Below are 18,851 nucleotides of genomic sequence, written 5' to 3'. Positions count from 1 at the left end.
GGTCAGGACCGCACGCGCGGGTCGAGGGCGGCGTGCAGGGTGTCGGCCAGGAAGCCGGAGGCGAGCACGACGACGGCGGTGAACAGGTTGATCGCCACCACGGAGTTGACGTCCTGTTCGTTGATCGACTGGATCAGCCACTCGCCCATGCCGTGCCAGCCGAAGATGGTCTCGGTGAAGATCGCGCCGGTGAAGATGCCCAGGAAGCTGTAGGCGAACATCGTCGACATGGGGATCACGGCGGTGCGCAGTCCGTGCTTGAGCAGGGCCCGGCGCCGGGTGAGGCCCTTGGCCTCGGCGGTGCGCAGGTAGTCGGAGCCGAGCACGTCGAGCATGGTGCCGCGCTGGTAGCGGCTGTAGGTGGCGAGGCCGCCGAGGGCGAGCGAGACGGTGGGCAGCAGCAGGTGCAGGGCCCAGTCGGCGAGATGGGTGCCGATGCCGCCGGTCAGCCCGGGGGTCTCGTAGCCGGTGAACGGGACGACCTCGTGGCCGGCCGCGTCCTTCGCGGCGATCGCGCCGTTCTTGAGGAACAGCGCGACCAGGAAGACCGGGGTGGAGAGCAGCACGAAGGACAGCACGGTGAGCAGCCGGTCCGAGATCCGGTACTGGCGCACCGCGCTCCACGCCCCGGCGGCGACGCCGAGGACCATGCCCAGCAGGCTGCCCAGCAGCATCAGCCGCAGCGAGACCCAGACCCGGCGGCCGAAGTCGTCGGAGACCGGGGTGTCGTGGATGGTCCGGCCGAGGTCGCCGTGGAGCAGCCCGCCGCTCCAGTGGCCGAAACGCACCAGCACCGGTGTCCGGTCGCTCAGGTTGAGCGCGGTGAGCTGGTGCTCGACCGACGCGGCCGACGGGCGCGGGACCTTGGCGTCGAAGTAGGTGCGGGGCTGGAGGGCGGTCGCGGAGATCGCGTACGCCAGGAAGACGGCGGCGATCAGCAGCACCGCGTAGTAGCCGAGCCGCTTGGCGAGGTAGCGGAGCATCAACGGCCGCCCGGGGTGGGGGCGGGGCCGACGCGTCTGGTGGGCATCGGGTGGTGGCCTTCGGTCGGGGCCCGGTCAGGGCGTCAATCGGTGGGCGGGACGGGGGAGTCGGGGAAGCGCAGGTCAGAGTGAAGCACCCGGGCACGGCGGGGGTGTTGCGGCAGCGTTGCGGCCCGTGACTTTTGGATCAGGTGTTCGCTCCTCCCCCTGGTGGCGGATCTGATCCGCTGTTACGTTCCTCTGGCTCGGTGCCGGATTGAGTGCCCATGCTCAAGCCAAGTCATGCCTGCCGCGCCCGAACTCCCGTTCCACAGACCTCACCAGGGGGACCCTCATGGACGCTTCCACCACGGCCCGCCGCCTCGGCCGGGCGACCGCCCTCGCCGTCGCCGTCGCGCTCGCGGTCACCGCGTGCACCTCGGGCGGGGGCGGTTCGGCGGATGGCGTGGCCAAGAGCGAGCCGCCGAGGCAGGACTCCCAGGACATCAACGCCAAGCCGTTGGACCAGGTCAAGGACGGCGGGGAGGTGCGCCTGCCGCTGTACCAGTGGATCACCCAGTGGAACCCGTTCCAGGTCGACGGCAGGTACGGGGACGCGGTCGAGATCATGCGGGCGCTGGAGCCCGACCTCTTCACCACCGATGCCGCCGGGAACTTCCAGCCCGTCGCCGACTACCTCCAGGAGGCGAAGATCACCTCGACCTCCCCGCAGGTGATCACCTACAAGCTCAACCCCAAGGCGAAGTGGTCGGACGGCAAGCCGCTGAGCTACCTGGACTTCAAGGCGGACTGGGAGGCGAGCAACGGCAAGAAGGACGGCTACAACATCGCCGACTCCTCCGGCTACGAGCTCATCTCCTCCGTCGAGCAGGGCGCGGACCCGACCGAGGTCAAGGTGACCTTCTCCGAGCCGTACGCCGACTGGCAGAACCTGTTCCGCCCGCTGATTCCGGCGGCGGGCATCGGTACGGCCCAGGACTTCAACCAGGGCTGGGTGGACAAGATCCCGATCACGGCGGGAGCGCTGAAGATCGGGACGGCGGACAAGACCGCGCAGACCCTGACCCTGGTCCCGGACCCGGCGTGGTGGGGGACGAAGGCCAAGCTTGACCGGATCACCTTCCGGGTGATGTCCCAGTCGGCGACGACGCAGGCGTTCCTCAACAACGAGATCGACCTCGCCACGGCCGGCACCGCCACCGCGTACGGGCAGCTCAAGGGCGCCAAGGACGCCGTCATCCGGGCCGCCAGTCCGTGGGACGACGTGCACATCTCGTTCGGCCAGGGCGGAGCCCTGGCGGACCAGAAGGTCCGCCAGGCGCTCGGGAAGGCGCTCGACCGGTCCTCGTTGATCAAGATCGCGAACAACGGCGTGCCCGTGGAGTTCAAGCCGCTCGACAACCACATCTTCATGCCCAACCAGACCGGCTACCAGGACAACTCCGGTGAGTGGGCGAAGTTCGACCTGGCCGCGGCCAAGAAGCTGCTCGACGACGCCGGGTGGAAGGACGCGGGCAGCGGTCAGCCGCGCACCAAGGACGGGCAGCAGCTGGAACTGCACTGGGTGATCAACGATTCCACCCCCCAGGCGCAGTTGGACCTGGCGACGGCCGCGGCGGCGATGTGGCTGGCCGCCGGGGTGAAGGTCGACCTCGACAAGGTCCCCGCCAACGACTTCTTCACCAAGTACGTGAACCCCGGCAAGTTCGAGATCGCCAGTTGGCGGAACACCGACTCGTTCCCGCTGTCGACCTCGCTCGTCAACTTCCGGCTGCCGGTCGGCGACAACGTCTTCGGCAACTTCTCGAAGCTCGGCACGCCCGAGATCGACGCGCTGCTCAAGAAGGCGGCCGGCACGCTGGACCAGGTGGAGGCCGCGAAGCTCTACAACCAGGCGGACGCGAAGATCTGGGAGCTCGGCCACACCTTCGAGCTCTACCAGCGGCCGGTCGTGGTGGCGACCCGGAAGGGCCTGGCCAACGAGGGCGCGTTCGGCCTGGGGGGCACGGACTACGCCAAGGTCGGCTGGGAGAAGTGACCGGGGCCGTCGCGGTGGCGACGGCGACCGCACGGCAGGCACTGGCGAGCAGCGCGGTGATCACGAGGCCGGTGGCGCGGACACGGGTGGGCCGGCTTCGCCGCCCCCGCTGTCCTGCCACCGGCCTTGACCTTCCGCGTTGCCCGCAGGCCGCCCGTGTCGTGGGGCCCCGGGAGGGGCCCGTGCTCGCTTCCAACCGGGGACGAATCTAGCGGGGCCGCCGGGCCGGTCGCGGCGCAGCGCGCGGGGCGCGCCCGGAAACCCGCCGCGCTGTCACCCACTTCGCGCACCGGAGCGTCAACTCTCGCTGACGGCAAGGAGAAAAGGGGCATACGGGGGCATCGTGCCCGGGTTCGAACGGAGTTGCCGCACCGGCGCACCCGCCCGCGCCGGTGCGTGCGTCGGACCCCGGCCACTGCCAGGATGCGCGGGACGGCGGGCCCAGTCGGGCCGCCCCCGCCCCCGCCCCGACCCCCGGAGCAGCACCGATGGCCAGTGACCCCGCCGCCGAGGCACCCCGAGCGCAGCACGTCGACCCGCCCCCGGTGCGCCGGATGGTCCCGCGCGACCGCGCCGAGCCGCACCGGGTCGCCACCCCGCTGGAACTCTTCTTCGACCTCTGCTTCGTGGTCGCGGTCGGCCAGGCCGGGCGCGAACTCGCCCACTCCCTCGCCGCCGGGCACTACGGCGAGGGCCTGCGCGGCTACGTGCTCGCCTTCTTCGCGATCTGGTGGGCCTGGATGAACTTCACCTGGTTCGCCTCCGCGTACGACTGCGACGACGTGCCGTACCGGGTCACCACCCTGGTGCAGATCGCCGGCGTGCTGATCCTGGCCGCCGGGGTGCCGCGGATCTTCGAGACCCAGGACCTGACGCTGGGGATCACCGGCTACGTGGTGATGCGCCTGGCCATGGTCAGCCAGTGGCTGCGCGCGGCGGCCGGAGAACAGGGCGAGGCGCGCACGGTCGCGCTGCGCTACGCGGCGGGGATCGCGTTCTGCCAGGCCGCCTGGGTGGTGGTGCTGTTCCTGCCGGACGCCGCCCTGCCGGTGATCATCCCGATCGGCGTGCTGTGCGAGCTCGGCGTGCCGGTGTTCGCCGAGTGGCGGGCGCAGACCTCCTGGCACCCGCACCACATCGCCGAGCGGTACGGGCTGTTCACCCTGATCGTGCTCGGCGAGACGGTGGCCGCCGCGACGGTGGCGGTGCAGTCGGCGGTGGACGAGCACGAGGGGCTGGGCCGGCTGGTGCCGGTGGCGGTCGGCGGGCTGCTGATCTGCTTCGCGGCCTGGTGGATCTACTTCGCCCGGCCGGTCCACGACCACCTGCGCTCCAACCGGCAGGCCTTCGCCTGGGGTTACGGGCACTACCTGGTGTTCGGCTCGGCGGCGGCGATCGGCACCGGACTGGAGGTGGCGGTGGAGTCGGCCGTGCACAAGGCGGAGATCTCCGCGACGGCCGCCACCGCGACGGTCACCGTGCCGACCGCCGTCTACCTGGTCACCGTCTGGTACCTGCACTCCCGGCACACCAAGCGCGGGCTGGTCGCCCAGTCGATGGCGCCGCTCGGGGCGGCGCTGGTGCTGGCCTGCACCGCGCTCGGCGGCTCGGGGGTGCTGGCGGCGGGCCTGGTGTGCGCGCTGATGGTCGCGGTGGGGGTGCTGATCCACAGCCGGGAGAGCCGGGGGTGGGGCGCGCGCTAGACGCGTTCCAGCAGGACGGGCTCGTGCCGGGCCAGCCAGTCCAGGTAGGCCGGGTTGACCTTGGCCAGATCCAGGTAGGCGGCGCGCAGTTCGCCGTAGAGCGCGTCCAGGGCGGGCTGGCTGAGCACCCGGGGGCGCCAGGTGAACAGCAGCCGGACGGCCAGCGGGTCCCCGTGCACCGGGCGGACCACGGTGCCGGGCCCGGGCAGTGAGGTCGGCTGGCAGGGGCGGACGGCCTCGCCGGAGGCGACCAGCTCGGCGGCGGTGGCGTTGTCGCGCACCTGCACCACCCGGGGGTTGAGCCCGGCCTCGCTGAACACCCGGCGCATCGCGGCGTACTCGTGGTCGGCGGTCGGGTCGACCATCCAGGTGTCCTCGGCGAGGTCGGCGAGGTGGACCACCGGCCGGGCGGCGGCCGGGTGCCCGGCGGCGAGCGCGACGAACTGCGGCTCGCGGGCCATCAGCACCCGGTGCTCGGCGTCCGGCGGGACCCGCAGCGGGAAGCCCTCGCTCTCGTACACGAAGGCCACGTCCAGCTGGTCGGAGGCGACCATCCGCAGCAGCGCGCTGGCGGAGATGTCGACGTGGATGGTGGTGTCGGTGTCCGGCAGCCGCTCGTGCACCCGGCGCAGCCAGGCGGCGACGGCCCGGCTGCCGACGCTGCCGATCCGCAGCCGGCGCTGCCGACCGGGCCCCGCGGTGTCGCGGGCCTCCTGCCGGGCGGCGGCGACCAGGGCGGCCATCTCGCTGATCACCGGCCGGGCCCGGGACAGCACCGAGTGGCCGAGCGCGGTGGGCCGGCTGCCGGTCTGCTCGCGGGTGAACAGGGTTCCGCCGATGGCCCGTTCGATGCGGTGCAGCTGGGTGGTGAGGGAGGGCTGGGTCATGCCGAGTTGGAGCGCGGCCTTGCGGAGGCTGCCGGTGTCGGCGATCGCGCACAGCACCCGGAGGTGTCTCACGTCGAGCTCCACGACGGGAGCATAGACGTCACCGAGCCACATCGCCAAGGACATGACAGAGAATCAAGCGCACACCGACGGGCCGCGCGGCGGAGCCCCGCCGGTGCGCGGCACCGGTATGCGGCCGGACTATCGCCGGTTGACATCATCCGCGACGGGCCCGGGCGGGTCGAAGCTCGGGGACACCGCACCGCCCCGGCCCCGGCCGGGACGTCCCCCACCGCGCGCCGCCGCCGCACGGCCGGCCCCCACCGGCCCCGGCGGGCCGGCGCGCCCCGAAATCCGGAGCCCCCACATGAAGCGATCCGCGCTGTCCGCGACCCTGGGCCTGGCCCTCGCCGGCGCCCTGGTCCTGCCCGCCACCGCCGTCGCCGCCCCCGCCGCCCCGGCCGTCCACGGCCACACCGCGTCGAGGTACGCCGGTTCGGCCCAGGAGGCCGCGAACAACCAGGCGTTCTTCCGGGCCGTGATGGCCTCCGTCCAGGCCAAGCGGGCCGCCGACCCCGGCCTGACCACCGTCACCGTCACCTACGACGCCTCCAACGCACCCTCCTTCGCCGGTGACATCGCCAATGCCGCGCAGATCTGGAACAGCTCGGTGCGCAACGTCCAGCTCCAGGAGGCGAGCGGCGGCACCGGCGACTTCTCGTACAACGAGGGCGACGACCCGAACGGCTCGTACGCCAGCACCGACGGACACGGGCACGGCTACATCTTCATCGACCACCAGCAGGCCCAGCAGTACTACTCGCTCCGGATCGTCGCCCACGAGACGGGGCACGTGCTCGGCCTGCCCGACGACTACTCCGGTCCGTGCAGCGAACTGATGTCGGGCCACGGCCCCGGTACGTCCTGCACCAACGCGCACCCCGACGCCAACGAGAGCGCGCAGGTCGACTCGCTCTGGGCGAACGGCGTGGCGGCGGCCAACTGACCTGCCCGGCAGGTGGATCGGGTGCGGCGGCCCGCCCGGCCGGAAACGGGCGGCCCGCCGCATGGGTACTTCCCCGCCTCGGAGCCTAGCCGCCCCCGGAACGGAATGCCAGGGGCATGGCTAGGTCAAGACGAGGAAAAGACGGCCGGAATCCGGTGGGGGCCGGGGGTATTGGACCGGGCTATCGGTGGTTGACATCATCCGCCGGGCCGCCGGGCTGCCCGAAGCTCTGGGGACACCCGGTCGCCGGGTGCCCCCCGAGCCGGCCCCCAATCCGGCTACGGCACCCGGGACCGGAACCCCCCACTTCCAGGACCCCTTCAGGAGCCCCCACATGAAGCGATCCGTGCTGTCCGCGACCCTCGGCCTCGCCCTCGCGGCGGGTCTCGCCGTGCTGCCCACCACCGCGGCCGCCGCCGCCCCGGCCGCCCCGGCCGTCCAGGGCTACACCGCGTCGACGTACGCCGGTTCGGCCCAGGAAGCGGCCGACAACCAGGCGTTCTTCCAGGCCGTGATGGCCTCCGCCAAGGCCAAGCAGGCCGCGAGCCCGGGCCTGGCCACCGTCGTGGTCACCTACGACGCCAGCTCCGCGCCGTCCTTCCGCACCCAGATAGCCAACGCCGCGCAGATCTGGAACAGCTCGGTCAGCAACGTCCAGCTGCGGGCCGGCTCGGCCGCCGACTTCAGCTACTACGAGGGCAACGACAGCCGTGGCTCCTACGCCAGCACCGACGGACACGGGCGCGGCTACGTCTTCCTCGACTACCAGCAGAACCGGCAGTACAACTCGGTCCGGGTGACGGCGCACGAGACCGGGCACGTGCTCGGCCTGCCGGACCACTACTCCGGCCCGTGCAGCGAGCTGATGTCGGGCGGCGGCCCCGGCACCTCCTGCACCAACCCGTACCCGAACGGCACCGAGCGCAGCCGGGTCAACTCGCTCTGGGCGCGCGGCTGACGGCACCCGTGAACGCCCCGGCCCGGCCGCGTCCGCAGCGGCCGGGCCGGGGCGTCGCCGCGGGCGGGTGCGGCCGGACTGTCGGTGCCGCGTGCGAGCATGCGGGCGAGACCCGTTCGCCCGCGATCCGAGAGGCGCCACCGCCATGCCCCGTTCCGTCCCCGAGCAGCTCGCCGACCTCCCGTACGCCGAGCTGCTGCGCCCCCACCCCGGCCCGCTGCGCAGCGACGAGCGGTACGACACCGCGCACTTCGACGGCGGTCAGCGCACCGACGAGTCGGGCGCCGGGGCGGCCTTCCTGGAGTGCGCCTTCACCGGGGTCGCGCTCAGCGGGGTCAAGCTGCGCCAGGCCCGGTTCAACGAGGTCTGGGTGCAGGCCGGCCGCTGGGTGGCCTGCGACCTGAGCGACACCGAATGGCAGGACAGCTCCTTCGTCGGCGGCGTGCTGGCCGGGATCGCCGGGTACGGTTCGGCGCTGCGCCGGGTGGTGTTCCGCGGCTGCAAGCTGGAGGCGGTCAACCTGCGCTCGGCCGTGCTGCGGGACGTGGTGTTCGAGGACTGCCTGCTGCGCGACGTGGACTTCGGCGAGGCGAAGCTGACCGGGGTGTCCTTCCCCGGCTCGACGCTGGAGGAGGTGCGGCTGCGCGGGGCCGTGCTGAGCGCGGTGGACCTGCGCGGGGCCGCCCGGCTCGGGCTGGCGGACGGCCACCAGGGGCTGCGCGGGGCGGTCATCAGCTCGCCCCAACTGCTGGAGCTGGCACCTCAGTTCGCCCAGGCGCTGGGGATCGAGGTGAAGGACCGCTGAGCCGCCCGGCTCCTCCCCGGCACTCCTGGCACCTTCTCCTGGGCACTCCTGGAACCTCCTCGGCCGATCAGCCTGACGTTCAGCCCGGCGTCGTTCGGTGACCCCCGGGCGAACAGTCCGACAAACCTGCTGCGCGCATCTGGTGGCCCGCTCCGGCGGCGGTGGAGACTGCTCCGCGATCGATGGCACCGAGTTGTGTACACAACATCGCCAGTGAAGGGACGACCGGGCTGATGGCCGAGTTGAGTCGTAGAAAGTTCGTCACGCTGTCCGGCGCCGCCGCGGCCGGCCTCGCGGTGGCCGGCGCCGGCGCCGGGGCCGAGGACGCCGCGGCCGCCTCCAGCACCACGCTCAGCACCACCGGCACCATCACCGACGTGCAGCACGTGGTGATCCTGATGCAGGAGAACCGCAGCTTCGACCACTACTTCGGCACCCTCAAGGGCGTCCGCGGCTTCGCCGACCGGGCCGCCATCCAGATCTCCGGCGGCTACAGCGTCTTCAACCAGCCGAACGGGCTGTTCGCCCGCCAGTACCCGTGGGCCTTCAACCCCACCGGCGCGAGCGGCTCCCCGGAGACCCAGGCGCAGTGCAACGGCGACCTCTCGCACGCCTGGTCCGACCAGCACAAGGCCTGGAACGGCGGCAAGATGGACTCCTGGGTGTCCGCCAAGGGCACCGTCCGCACCCTCGGCCACCTGCAGCGCGGCGACATCCCGTTCCACTACGCGCTGGCCGACAACTGGACCATCTGCGACGCCTACCACTGCTCGGTGCTGAGCGCGACCGGCCCCAACCGCACCTACCACTGGAGCGGCACGATCGACCCGGCCGGCACCGCCGGCGGCCCCGCCTACGACGGCGGCTCCGAGTCCAACCTGCGCTGGCAGACCTACGCCGAGGCACTGGAGGCCGCCGGCGTCAGCTGGAAGGTCTACCAGAACGCCGCCGACAACTTCGGCGACAACGCCCTCGCCTATTTCAGCCAGTTCACCGGCGCCGCGGCCGGCAGCCCGCTGGCCGTCAAGGGCATGGGCTCGGTGCCCAAGGTCACCGGCCGGACCCCGGACGACATCGCCGCCGCGATCCGCGCCGACGTGCTGAACGGCACCCTGCCGCAGGTCTCCTGGATCGTCGCCGACCAGCAGTCCTCCGAGCACCCCTACGCCACGCCCGAGGACGGCGCGCACTTCGTCCACCTGGTGATGGACTCCCTGAACGCGGACCCCAACGTGTTCAACTCCACCGTCCTGCTGATCAACTACGACGAGAACGACGGCTTCTTCGACCACGTCCCGCCGCCGGCCGCGCCCGCGGGCACCGCGGGGGAGTTCTACAACTCCACCAACATCGGCCTCGGCTTCCGGGTCCCGCTGATCGCGGTCTCCCCGTGGACCCGCGGCGGCTGGGTCAACTCCGAGACCTTCGACCACACCTCGGTGCTGCGCTTCCTGGAGGTGTGGACGGCCGCCCTCGGCAGGCCCGCCACCAGCCCCAACATCAGCACCTGGCGCCGCCAGGTCTGCGGCGACCTCACCTCGGTCTTCGACTTCGCCAACCCGGTGTACGGCATGCCGGCGCTGCCCGACACCTCGCAGACCATCGGCCTGGCCACCTGCGGCCCGCTGCCCAACCCCTCGCCCGCCGACAACGCGCTGCCCGCCCAGGAGCCCGGCACCCGCCCGGCCCGCGCCCTGCCGTACCAGCCCAACGCCAACCTGGACCACCTGGAGTTCGGCTCGGGCGGGGTGATGAAGGTCTGGATCGCGATGGCGAACACGGGCACCGCGGCCGTGAACTCCGCGCACTTCGCGGCCTACGCCAACGCCTACCGCAGCGGCGGGCCCTGGCAGTACACCGTCGCCCCGGGCGGCAGCACCAGCGACTTCTTCAACTGCGGCACCAACTTCGGCGGCGGCCCGTACGACCTCACCGTGGTCGGCCCCAACCGCTTCCTGCGCCGCTTCAAGGGCGACGCCACCAAGGCGGGCAAGAACGCGGCCGTCACCGCCTCGTACGCGGTCGAGCCGGGCAGCGGCAAGCTCGCCGTCTACTTCAAGCTGGCCAACTCCGGCAGCGCCCCGATGACCTTCACCATCACCTCCACCAACTACCGCACGGACGGGCCCTGGACGTACCAGGTCCCGGCCGGCGGCAGCGTCAGCGACTTCTTCAACGCGGTCGCCCGCAACAACGGCTGGTACGACTTCACCGTCACGGTGGACGCCGACAGCAGCTGGTCGCAGCGGTTCACCGGCCACCTGGAGACGGGCGCGCCCAGCGTCAGCGGCTGACCGTCCCGGTTCACGCGAACGGGCCCCGGGGGAACCACGGATCGTGGACCTCCCGGGGCCCGGACGGCGTCAGCAGGGTGACGCTGAGCGGCCCGGCCGCGTACTCGGCGAGGTGCACCGCGCCGTAGCGGGTCTCCAGCTCGGCCTGCACCGGCACCGGCAGCTTGCTCAGCGCCCGCCGCAGGTGCAGCGCGTCCCGCCGGCTGACCGGGTGCGGGGTGCGCAGCACCAGCCGCAGCGGGCTGAGCGGTCCGACCACCGGGACGCCGGTGCCCAGCTCGTAGCCCACCGCGCCGATCGGGCCCCAGGCCAGCCGGTGGTCCGCGACCAGCCGGCCGACCTCCGGCAGCAGGGCCAGCGCCGGGATCCCGGCGACCCGCTCGGGGGCCAGCAGTCCCTGCCGGCCGACCAGCTGCTCGGGCCGCAGCGTCCGGGCCACCGCCGCCCAGGGCGCCAGGGCGTCCAGCCGCTGCCCGCGGCGCGGGCCACGTACGGTGACCGGGATCCAGTGCTCGGGGGCGGCCGGTCGGCCCCGGGTGCAGCGCTCCGGCCGCGGGACGTCCACCGGGGCGCCGACCGGCGAGGGCGCCCGGCCGACGGTGACCCACGGGTGCGCCCGCAGCACCGTCCGGGCCCAGTCCGGCAGCTCGCCGCCGGCCGGCGGGCGCAGCGAGCTCGGGCACTGCATCAGCAGCAGGTCGTGGGGGCCGGGCAGCCGTCCGTCCAGCGCGGCCAGTGCGCCGACCCGGCGGCGCGGTCCGTCGTGCAGTTCCTCGGTCGAGTTCCTCACACCGCCACCCTCCGCCCGTCCGGAACCGCCCGGCTACGGCCCTTGGGCGCGTCGGGCCGGGACCAAAGGCTCAACGTGCGACCGCCGACTCCCGGTGTGAGAGTGGGGGACAGCCCGGTAATCCGTTCGGAGGAGGAGTCATGGGCATCCTGGACAGGATCTTCCACAGGGGCCACGAGGCCGCCGGCCCGGAGGCCGCCGAGCGCGCCGCGCTCGCTCACGACGAGGCCGCCGACGCGTACAGCGACGACGTCGAACGGGCCAGGCAGACGCAGGAGCGGTCGGCCGCCCAGGAGGAGGCCGACCGGCGGGCCGCCGAGAACATGACGGCCGAGGGCGATCCCTGGGACTGAGGTCCGCCGCCTGGACCGGGGTCCGCCGCCGTCAGCGCTCCCGCGGCGGCAGCGGCGGGCGCCGCAGGTCCGGCCGGGGCGTGGACTCCGGCGGGGGCGCCGCGGCCGGAGCGTCCTCCAGCAGCTCCAGGGCCAGTTGGACGGCGGTGACCAGCTCCGGGTGGCGCCCCCGCGCCCAGTCCCGCGGGGTGCGCAGCACGTGCACGTCCGGCTCGACACCCCGGTTCTCCACCGACCAGCCGAGCCCGCCGCTGAACCAGGAGGCGTTCTTCGGCACCGAGATCTGGGTGCCGTCGCCCAGGGTGTGCCGCCCGGTCATCCCGACCACCCCGCCCCAGGTCCGGTTGCCGATCACCGGGCCGAGGCCGAGCAGCTTGATCGCCGCGATGATCACGTCCCCGTCCGAGCTGGTGGCCTCGTCCGCGAGCGCCACCAGGGGGCCGCGCAGGGCGTGCCGGGGCCAGCGGACGGGCCGGCGGTCGCGGCTGAAATCCCAGGCGAGGACGTGCCGGGTGAGCTTCTCCAGGACGAGTTCGGAGACGTTGCCGCCGGCGTTGCCGCGTACGTCGAGGACCAGTGCGGGCTTGTCCAGTTCGCGCCGCAGGTCCCGGTTGAACTGCGCCCAGCCGGAGCCGCCGAGGTCCGGGATGTGCAGGTAGCCGCACCGGCCGTCGCTGAACTCCCTGACCAGGGAACGGCGTTTGGCCACCCAGTCCTGGTAGCGGACGGCCCGTTCGTCGGTCAGCGGGGTGACGGTGATCCGCCGCACCGGGCCGTCCGGGCCGCTGCGCAGGGCGAGTTCGACGGTGGTGCCGCCGGTGCCGGCCAGCAGGGGCAGCGGGCCGCGCACCGGGTCCACCGGGCGGCCGCCGACCTCCAGCAGTTCGTCGCCGTCCCGGACGCCCTGGGCGGCCAGCGGGGCGCGGGCGCGCGGGTCGGAGGACTCGCCGGGCAGCACCCGGTCGACCAGCCAGCGGCCGTCGGGGGCGCGGTGGGCGTTGGCGGCGAGCAGGCCGAGCGGCTGCTGGGCGAGGCTGGGGCCCTCGGCGCGGCGGGAGGGGGTGACGTAGGCGTGCGAGGTGCCGAGCTCGCCGAGGAGCTCGCGCAGCAGGTCGGCGAAGTCGTCGGGTGAGCAGACGCGTTCCAGCAGCGGCTCGTACTGGGCGACCAGCGCGGGCCAGTCCAGGCCGGACATCCGCTGGTCCCAGAACTGGTCCCGGACGATCCGGGCCGCCTCGTGGTAGGCCTGGCGCCACTCGGCGGCCGGGTGCACGGTGTGGGTGATCCGGCGCAGGTCGACGCCGGTCCCGGCGGAGGGGGCGGCCACCGGGATCACCCGCAGCGTCCCGGCCGAGTAGACCGCGATCGAGCCGCCGTCCCCGGAGACGGCGTAGCCGTCCAGCTTGTCGACCAGGGTGGTGCGGGTGCCCCGGGCCAGGTCGAAGTGCTCCAGGGAGGGGCGGCCGGAGGTGTCGTCGGGGTTGGCGAAGGTCTGCCCGAGGGTGCCGGAGATCGGCCAGCGCAGCCAGACCAGGCCGCCGCGCACCGCGTCGGTGGCCGAGTACTTGGAGGCGATCACCGGGAACTGGAGCAGCCGCTCGCCGATGCCCGCCGGGTCGACCCGGACGGTGCCGTCGCCGCCGCCGTCCCCGCGCGGGGCGGCCTCCTCGGCGGGCGCGGCGAACGGGGAGGGGGTGTCGGCGGTGAGCGGGACGAGGTACGGGCGGCAGCCGAGCGGGAAGGAGAGGTCGCCGGTGTGCACGTCGTGGACGGGGTCGAAGCCGCGCCAGGACAGGAAGGCCAGGTAGCGGCCGTCCCGGGTGAACACCGGCTGCTCGTCCTCGAACCGGCCGTCGGTGACGTCGGTGGTCGGGGCGGGCGTGTCGGTGCGGGTGAGCCGGATCCGGCGCAGCGAGCGCCCGGCGGCCGGCTGGGACCAGGCGATCCAGTGCGAGTCGGGGGAGAACCGGGCGCCGGCGACCGGCCCGTGCTCGGAGGCGGCCAGTTCGCGCACCGCGCCGTCCTCGGCGGAGACCAGCAGCAGCCGGCCGTCCGAGGTGGTGGCGGCGAGCCGGGAGCCGTCCGGGGCGGCGGTGAGCTCCAGGACCCGGCCGAGCCGGCCGGCGGCGAGCACCCGGTGGCGGTGGGCGGTCGTCTCCTGGTGGGCCGCCGTCTCCTGGTGGCCCGGCAGCGGCATCACCTCGATCGCGTCGTCGCCCTCGGCGTCGGTGATCCAGGCGGCCTCGCCGGTGTGCCCGAGCACCACCGGCAGCCGGGTGCGCACCCCGGGGGTGTCGGCGAGCGCGCGGGCCGGGCCGTCCTTGTGGGTGAGCCAGTACTGGCTGCCGCGCACGGTGATCACCCCGGCCCGGCCGGTCCGGTCGCAGGCGAGGTCCTTGACCTGGGAGGCCGCACCGACCTGGTACGGGCGGCGGCCGGCCCGGGAACCGCCGAGCGGCACCCGCAGCCGGTGCGGGGCGGCGGCGTCCAGGCCGTCCAGCAGCCAGAGGTCACCGGCGTGCTGGTAGACGATCCGGGTGCCGTCGGTGGCGGCCTCGCGGGCGTAGTAGGAGGCGTGGTCGGTGTGCCGGCGCAGGTCGGTGCCGTCGGGGCGGCAGGAGTAGAGGTTGCCGATGCCCTCGTGGTCGGAGAGGAAGGCGATCCGCTCGCCGACCGGCATGGGCGAGGCGAGGTGCCCGGTGTGCCCGGGCAGGATCAGCTCGCCGTCCACCCAGAGCCGGCCGATCGCGCCGCCGCGGTAGCGCTTCCAGGCGGCGGGCTCGTGCGGGGCGGCGCCGGTGAGCAGGACGGTCCGGTCCCGGCTGAGCTGGGCGTCGCCGACCGGCCCCCAGGGCATCCGGCGGCCGGGGGAGCCGTCGGGAGGCAGGGCGTGTGCCCAGGTGTAGTGGCCGAAGGGCTCGTGGAAGGAGGTGACGGCCAGGACCTCGCCGTCCGGCAGCCAGCCGCGCACCCGGGTGTCCTGGCTGCCCCAGTAACTGAGCCGGCGGGTCTCGCCGCCCTCGACCGGGGCGGTCCACACCTCGGGGGTCAGGCCGAGCCAGCTGGTCCAGGCGAGGGTGGTGCCGTCGGGGGAGAAGCGGGGGTGGCTGACCCGGGTGCGGTCGCAGCCGACCCGCCAGGCCCGGCCGGTGGCGGCGGCCCCGGGCTCCAGCGGGGCGATCCAGACGTCGTCCTCGGCGGTGAAGGTGAGCAGGCCGCCGTGCAGGTGGGGGTGGCGGAGGTAGCCGGGCGGGGTCACTCCTCCATCCTTCGACGGGGTGTCACCCCCGGCAACCGGAGACGACCCTCCCGCACCGGTCTGGACCATTGACAGCGCACGGCCGGATCCATTTCAGTGGTCTAGTCCAACTTGGGTGCCAGGCCGGGCCGTTCCCCCCACTGGCGCGTGCTCCGGCGTGCCCTCGGACGTCCCCCACGACCGCGCCACCGCAGGAGCACCCGCATGCGCAGAACCCTGAGAAACGGCCTCGCCGCCGGCACCGCCTCCGCCCTCGCCGCCGCCACCCTGGTCGGCGTCACCCTCGGCCTGGCGCCCGCCGCCTCGGCCGGCGAGTTCCTGGTCAACGGCGGCTTCGAATCCGGCACGCTCGGCCCCTGGAGCTGTACCGGCAACTCCGGCAGCGTCGTCACGGGCCCGGTGCACGGCGGCAGCCACGCGCTCGCCGCCGCCGCCACCGCGGGCGACACCGCCCAGTGCTCCCAGACCGTCACCGTCGCCCCCAGCACCACCTACACGCTCAGTGCCTGGGTCAACGGCTCCTACGTCTACCTGGGCGTCGACGGCGGCGGCCCCAGCACCTGGACGCCCGGCACCGGCGGTGCCTACCAGAAGCTCAGCCTCGGCTTCACCACCGGCGCCAACCAGACCACCGCCACCGTGTACACCCACGGCTGGTACGGGCAGGGCACCTACTACGCGGACGACGTCTCGCTGGACGGCCCGGGCGCCCCCAGCCCGACACCCACCCCGACCCCGACCCCGACGCCCACCCCGACCCCGACGCCCACCCCGACGCCGACGCCCACGTCCACGCCGACCGGGACCCCGACGGGCACCCCGACCGGTACGCCCACCGGCACCCCGACCGGGACCCCCGCCGGCAACCACACCCTGGTCGGCTACCTGCACGCCAGCTTCGCCAACGGCGCGGGCTACACCCGGATGGCCGACGTCCCAGCCTCCTGGGACATCATCGACCTCTCCTTCGGCGAGCCCACCTCCCCGACCTCCGGTGACATCCGCTTCAACCGCTGCTCGGCCACCGACTGCCCCACCGTCGAGTCCGACGCCGACTTCAAGGCCGCCATCGCCGCCAAGCGTGCCCAGGGCAAGAAGGTGCTGATCTCGATCGGCGGCCAGAACGGCCAGGTACAGCTGACCACCACCGCCGCCCGGGACACCTTCGTCAGCTCGGTCTCGGCCATCATCGACACGTGGGGCCTGGACGGACTGGACATCGACTTCGAGGGCCACTCGCTCTCCCTCGACACCGGTGACACCGACTTCAAGAACCCGAAGAGCGCGGTCATCGTCAACCTGATCTCGGCGCTCAAGACCCTCAAGGCCAAGTACGGTCCGGGCTTCGTGCTGACCATGGCGCCGGAGACCTTCTTCGTCCAACTCGGCTACCAGTACTACGGATCCGGCCCCTGGGGCGGCCAGGACCCGCGCGCCGGGGCGTACCTTCCGGTGATCTACGCGCTGCGCGACGACCTCACCCTGCTGCACGTCCAGGACTACAACTCCGGCTCCGTCATGGGCCTGGACAACCAGTACCACTCGATGGGCGGCGCCGACTTCCACGTCGCGATGACCGACCTGCTGCTCAACGGCTTCCCGGTGGCGGGCAACGCCAACAACGTGTTCCCGCCGCTGCCCGCCTCGAAGGTCGCCATCGGCATGCCGGCCACCACCAACGCGGGCAACGGCTACGTCGCCCCGACCGAGGTGGACAAGGCCCTGGACTGCCTCACCAAGCTGGCCAACTGCGGGACGTACGTGCCGCGTTCGGGCGCCCAGCCGAAGCTGGCCGGGCTGATGACCTGGTCGGTCAACTGGGACCGGTTCGGCGGCCGGGAGTTCTCCAAGAATTTCGACGCCTACTTCGGCCGCTGACCGGAGGCGGGGTCCGCGCCCGTCCGGCGCGGACCCCGTGCGGCGCCGTCAGGGCACCAGCAGCCGCTTCGCCCCCTCCACCACCGCGGGGGAGGCCTTCGCGAGGGAGCCCGCGGCGTACGGCGGCTGCGGGTCGTACTCGATGAGCAGCTGGATCGCCTGCGCGGTCCCGTCCCCGGCGATCAGGCCGGTCAGCCGCAGCGCGAGGTCGATCCCGGCCGAGACCCCGGCCGCGGTCGCGTACTTGCCGTCGACCACGATCCGCTCGGTGCCGGTGGGCTCCGCCCCGAACGGGGGCAGGTGGTCCAGCACGCCCCAGTGGCTGGTGGCCCGCCGGCCCGCCAGCAGGCCGGCGGCGGCGAGGATCAGCGAGCCGGAGCAGACCGAGGTGGTCCAGGTGGTGGTCGCGTCCACCCGGCGCACCCAGTCGAGCACCGCCGCGTCCGCGAGCTGCGCCTCCGTCCCGGGCCCGCCGGGGACCAGCAGCAGGTCGGCGGAGTCCACCTCGTCCAGGGCGGCGTCCGCGGTCAGCGCCAGGCTGCCCAGGTCGTTGCGGACCGGGCCACGCCGGGCGGCGGTGAACACCACCTCGGCCCCGGGGATCCGGGACAGCACCTCGTACGGGCCGACCACGTCCAGGCCGGTGAACTCGGGGTAGAGCAGGATCGCGATGCGCATCAGGGACCTCCATCGGATTGCGGGCCGTCGGGCCGGGAACGGAAGCGGCGGCGGTACTCGGCGGGCGGGGCGGCCACGGTCCGGACGAAGGCGCGCCGCATCGCCTCCGGGGTGCCGTAGCCGCAGGAGCGCGCGATCGCCTCGACGCCGTCGTCGGTGTCCTCCAGCAGCCGCCGGGCGGCCTCCAGCCGGACCCCGTCCACGTACCGGCCCGGGGGCACCCCCACCTCGGCGGCGAAGGCCCGGGCGAAGTGCCGCGGCGACAGCGCCGACCGCCGGGCCAGCGCCTCCACCGAGAGGTCCGCCCCGGGGTGCTCGGCGATCCACTGCTGGACCTCGCGCAGCGGCTGCCGGACCGCGACCTGGGCGGCCAGCTGGGTGCTGAACTGGGCCTGGTTGCCCGGCCGGCGCAGGAAGACCACCAGGTGACGGGAGATCAGCAGTGCGGCGTCCCGGCCGTGGTCCTCCTCGACCAGGGCCAGGGCCAGGTCGATCCCGGCGGTGACCCCGGCCGAGGTGGCGATGCGCCCGTCCCGGACGTGGATCGGGTCCGGGTCGACCACCACGTCCGGGAACCGGCGGGCCAGCTCCCCGCAGTACGCCCAGTGGGTGGTCGCCCGGCGCCCGGACAGCAGTCCGGCCTCGGCGAGCAGGAAGGCCCCGGTGCACACCGACACCACCCGCTCGGCCCGGTCGGCCAGCTCCCGGATCCGCGCCACCAGCGCGCCGTCCGGGTGCTCGAAGTCCACCCCGCCGGGGACCAGCAGCGTGTGCGCCGGCCCGACCTCGGCGAGGTCGGCGTCCGGCAGCAGTCGCAGCCCGCTGGAGCTGCGCACCGGCCGGCCGCCGGCGGAGGCGGTGGTCACCCGGTAGGCGCCCGGCTGCCCGGCGGCCGCGCCCGCCCCCGCGAAGACCTCCAGGGGGCCGGTCACGTCCAGGCTCTGCACGTCGTCGTAGAGGACGACGACCACGCTGCGCGCTCTCATGCGGTCAGCCTGTCACCGGCCCGCGACGGCAGCAATGACCGGTTTCCCACCTTTCCTGCCACCGGGCACCGGGCACCGGGTGCGGGGCGTCGGGCGCGGGGTACGCCGGAACGCCGAGAGGCCCCTTGCTCTCGCAAGGGGCCTCTCGGCTGTCTGTGCGCCGCCAGGGACTCGAACCCCGGACCCGCTGATTAAGAGTCAGCTGCTCTAACCAACTGAGCTAGCGGCGCCTG

The 18,851-nt window shown here is 73.6% G+C and carries 14 protein-coding genes and 1 tRNA gene; 8 read left to right on the top strand and 7 right to left on the bottom strand.

The features are described from left to right. Positions 1-2: 2 nt before the first annotated feature. A complete protein-coding gene (locus ACZ58X_RS17990; protein ID WP_470334600.1) occupies positions 3-983 on the bottom strand; it encodes an ABC transporter permease in 981 nt (326 codons plus the stop codon). Positions 984-1,317: 334 nt separating this feature from the next. On the opposite strand from ACZ58X_RS17990, the gene ACZ58X_RS17985 reads away from it, so the two are divergent. Further along, the gene (locus ACZ58X_RS17985) at positions 1,318-3,021 is read left to right on the top strand and encodes an ABC transporter family substrate-binding protein (RefSeq protein ID WP_470334599.1); all 1,704 of its coding nucleotides are present in this window, start codon (positions 1,318-1,320) and stop codon (positions 3,019-3,021) included. Between the two features lie 488 nt (positions 3,022-3,509). Further along, positions 3,510-4,724 (top strand): low temperature requirement protein A, encoded by a 1,215-nt coding sequence (locus ACZ58X_RS17980; RefSeq protein ID WP_470334598.1) that lies wholly within the window; start codon positions 3,510-3,512, stop codon positions 4,722-4,724. Here ACZ58X_RS17980 and ACZ58X_RS17975 read toward each other — a convergent pair. Next, positions 4,721-5,695 carry a LysR family transcriptional regulator gene (locus ACZ58X_RS17975; protein ID WP_470334597.1) on the bottom strand — a complete coding sequence of 325 codons (975 nt, stop codon included), beginning with the start codon at positions 5,693-5,695 and terminating at the stop codon, positions 4,721-4,723. The two genes, ACZ58X_RS17980 and ACZ58X_RS17975, sit on opposite strands and share 4 nt — an antisense overlap. Before the next feature lie 283 nt (positions 5,696-5,978). Here ACZ58X_RS17975 and snpA (ACZ58X_RS17970) point away from each other — a divergent pair, with 283 nt between their 5' ends. The 4 genes from snpA (ACZ58X_RS17970) to ACZ58X_RS17955 all read left to right on the top strand — a co-directional run bounded on the left by snpA (ACZ58X_RS17970) (position 5,979) and on the right by ACZ58X_RS17955 (position 10,674). After that, on the top strand, positions 5,979-6,617 hold the full coding sequence (gene snpA, locus ACZ58X_RS17970) for a snapalysin (RefSeq protein ID WP_470334596.1): 639 nt from the start codon (positions 5,979-5,981) through the stop codon (positions 6,615-6,617). A 334-nt stretch (positions 6,618-6,951) separates the two neighbouring features. Next, positions 6,952-7,575, top strand: coding sequence for a snapalysin (snpA, locus tag ACZ58X_RS17965; protein ID WP_470334595.1), 624 nt, complete (start codon positions 6,952-6,954; stop codon positions 7,573-7,575). Positions 7,576-7,720: 145 nt separating this feature from the next. Next, positions 7,721-8,380 (top strand): pentapeptide repeat-containing protein, encoded by a 660-nt coding sequence (locus ACZ58X_RS17960; protein WP_470334594.1) that lies wholly within the window; start codon positions 7,721-7,723, stop codon positions 8,378-8,380. 233 nt (positions 8,381-8,613) lie between these two features. After that, positions 8,614-10,674, top strand: coding sequence for a phosphocholine-specific phospholipase C (locus ACZ58X_RS17955; protein WP_470334593.1), 2,061 nt, complete (start codon positions 8,614-8,616; stop codon positions 10,672-10,674). A gap of 10 nt (positions 10,675-10,684) precedes the next feature. Here ACZ58X_RS17955 and ACZ58X_RS17950 read toward each other — a convergent pair whose 3' ends face one another. Continuing rightward, a complete protein-coding gene (locus tag ACZ58X_RS17950; protein WP_470334592.1) occupies positions 10,685-11,464 on the bottom strand; it encodes a phosphoribosyl-dephospho-CoA transferase MdcG domain-containing protein in 780 nt (259 codons plus the stop codon). Between the two features lie 140 nt (positions 11,465-11,604). On the opposite strand from ACZ58X_RS17950, the gene ACZ58X_RS17945 reads away from it, so the two are divergent. Then, positions 11,605-11,817, top strand: a complete 213-nt coding sequence (locus tag ACZ58X_RS17945) for a hypothetical protein (RefSeq protein WP_470334591.1) — start codon at positions 11,605-11,607, stop codon at positions 11,815-11,817. Between the two features lie 31 nt (positions 11,818-11,848). Here ACZ58X_RS17945 and ACZ58X_RS17940 read toward each other — a convergent pair whose 3' ends face one another. Then, complete coding sequence (locus tag ACZ58X_RS17940) at positions 11,849-15,145, bottom strand: S41 family peptidase (protein WP_470334590.1); 3,297 nt, start codon at positions 15,143-15,145, stop codon at positions 11,849-11,851. A 135-nt stretch (positions 15,146-15,280) separates the two neighbouring features. Between ACZ58X_RS17940 and ACZ58X_RS17935 the strand changes: the two genes are divergently transcribed. Continuing rightward, complete coding sequence (locus ACZ58X_RS17935; RefSeq protein ID WP_470334589.1) at positions 15,281-16,954, top strand: chitinase; 1,674 nt, start codon at positions 15,281-15,283, stop codon at positions 16,952-16,954. A 48-nt stretch (positions 16,955-17,002) separates the two neighbouring features. Here the strand turns inward: ACZ58X_RS17935 and ACZ58X_RS17930 are convergent, their stop codons facing one another. From ACZ58X_RS17930 to ACZ58X_RS17920, 3 genes are all read right to left on the bottom strand, one after another. Continuing rightward, on the bottom strand, positions 17,003-17,632 hold the full coding sequence (locus tag ACZ58X_RS17930) for a DJ-1/PfpI family protein (protein ID WP_470334588.1): 630 nt from the start codon (positions 17,630-17,632) through the stop codon (positions 17,003-17,005). Next, positions 17,632-18,618 (bottom strand): GlxA family transcriptional regulator, encoded by a 987-nt coding sequence (locus ACZ58X_RS17925; RefSeq protein ID WP_470334587.1) that lies wholly within the window; start codon positions 18,616-18,618, stop codon positions 17,632-17,634. Before ACZ58X_RS17925 ends, ACZ58X_RS17930 begins: the two co-directional genes overlap by 1 nt. A 156-nt stretch (positions 18,619-18,774) precedes the next feature. Continuing rightward, positions 18,775-18,848 (bottom strand) — tRNA-Lys (locus tag ACZ58X_RS17920). Positions 18,849-18,851 lie beyond the last annotated feature (3 nt).

This window comes from Kitasatospora sp. NPDC040550 (assembly GCF_055594965.1).
Note: the sequence above shows the minus strand (reverse complement) of the source record. Positions and strands in the feature narration are given on the sequence as shown.

What these genes read in the sequence shown, in the direction of transcription:
- ACZ58X_RS17960 (WP_470334594.1), top strand. Translation starts at nt 7,721, where the DNA reads ATGCCCCGTTCCGTCCCCGAGCAGCTCGCCGACCTCCCGTACGCCGAG.
- ACZ58X_RS17985 (WP_470334599.1), top strand. Translation starts at nt 1,318, where the DNA reads ATGGACGCTTCCACCACGGCCCGCCGCCTCGGCCGGGCGACCGCCCTC.
- ACZ58X_RS17930 (WP_470334588.1), bottom strand. Translation starts at nt 17,632, where the DNA reads ATGCGCATCGCGATCCTGCTCTACCCCGAGTTCACCGGCCTGGACGTG.
- ACZ58X_RS17990 (WP_470334600.1), bottom strand. Translation starts at nt 983, where the DNA reads ATGCTCCGCTACCTCGCCAAGCGGCTCGGCTACTACGCGGTGCTGCTG.
- ACZ58X_RS17945 (WP_470334591.1), top strand. Translation starts at nt 11,605, where the DNA reads ATGGGCATCCTGGACAGGATCTTCCACAGGGGCCACGAGGCCGCCGGC.
- ACZ58X_RS17925 (WP_470334587.1), bottom strand. Translation starts at nt 18,618, where the DNA reads ATGAGAGCGCGCAGCGTGGTCGTCGTCCTCTACGACGACGTGCAGAGC.
- ACZ58X_RS17955 (WP_470334593.1), top strand. Translation starts at nt 8,614, where the DNA reads ATGGCCGAGTTGAGTCGTAGAAAGTTCGTCACGCTGTCCGGCGCCGCC.
- ACZ58X_RS17980 (WP_470334598.1), top strand. Translation starts at nt 3,510, where the DNA reads ATGGCCAGTGACCCCGCCGCCGAGGCACCCCGAGCGCAGCACGTCGAC.
- snpA (WP_470334596.1), top strand. Translation starts at nt 5,979, where the DNA reads ATGAAGCGATCCGCGCTGTCCGCGACCCTGGGCCTGGCCCTCGCCGGC.
- snpA (WP_470334595.1), top strand. Translation starts at nt 6,952, where the DNA reads ATGAAGCGATCCGTGCTGTCCGCGACCCTCGGCCTCGCCCTCGCGGCG.
- ACZ58X_RS17940 (WP_470334590.1), bottom strand. Translation starts at nt 15,145, where the DNA reads ATGGTCCAGACCGGTGCGGGAGGGTCGTCTCCGGTTGCCGGGGGTGAC.
- ACZ58X_RS17935 (WP_470334589.1), top strand. Translation starts at nt 15,281, where the DNA reads ATGCGCAGAACCCTGAGAAACGGCCTCGCCGCCGGCACCGCCTCCGCC.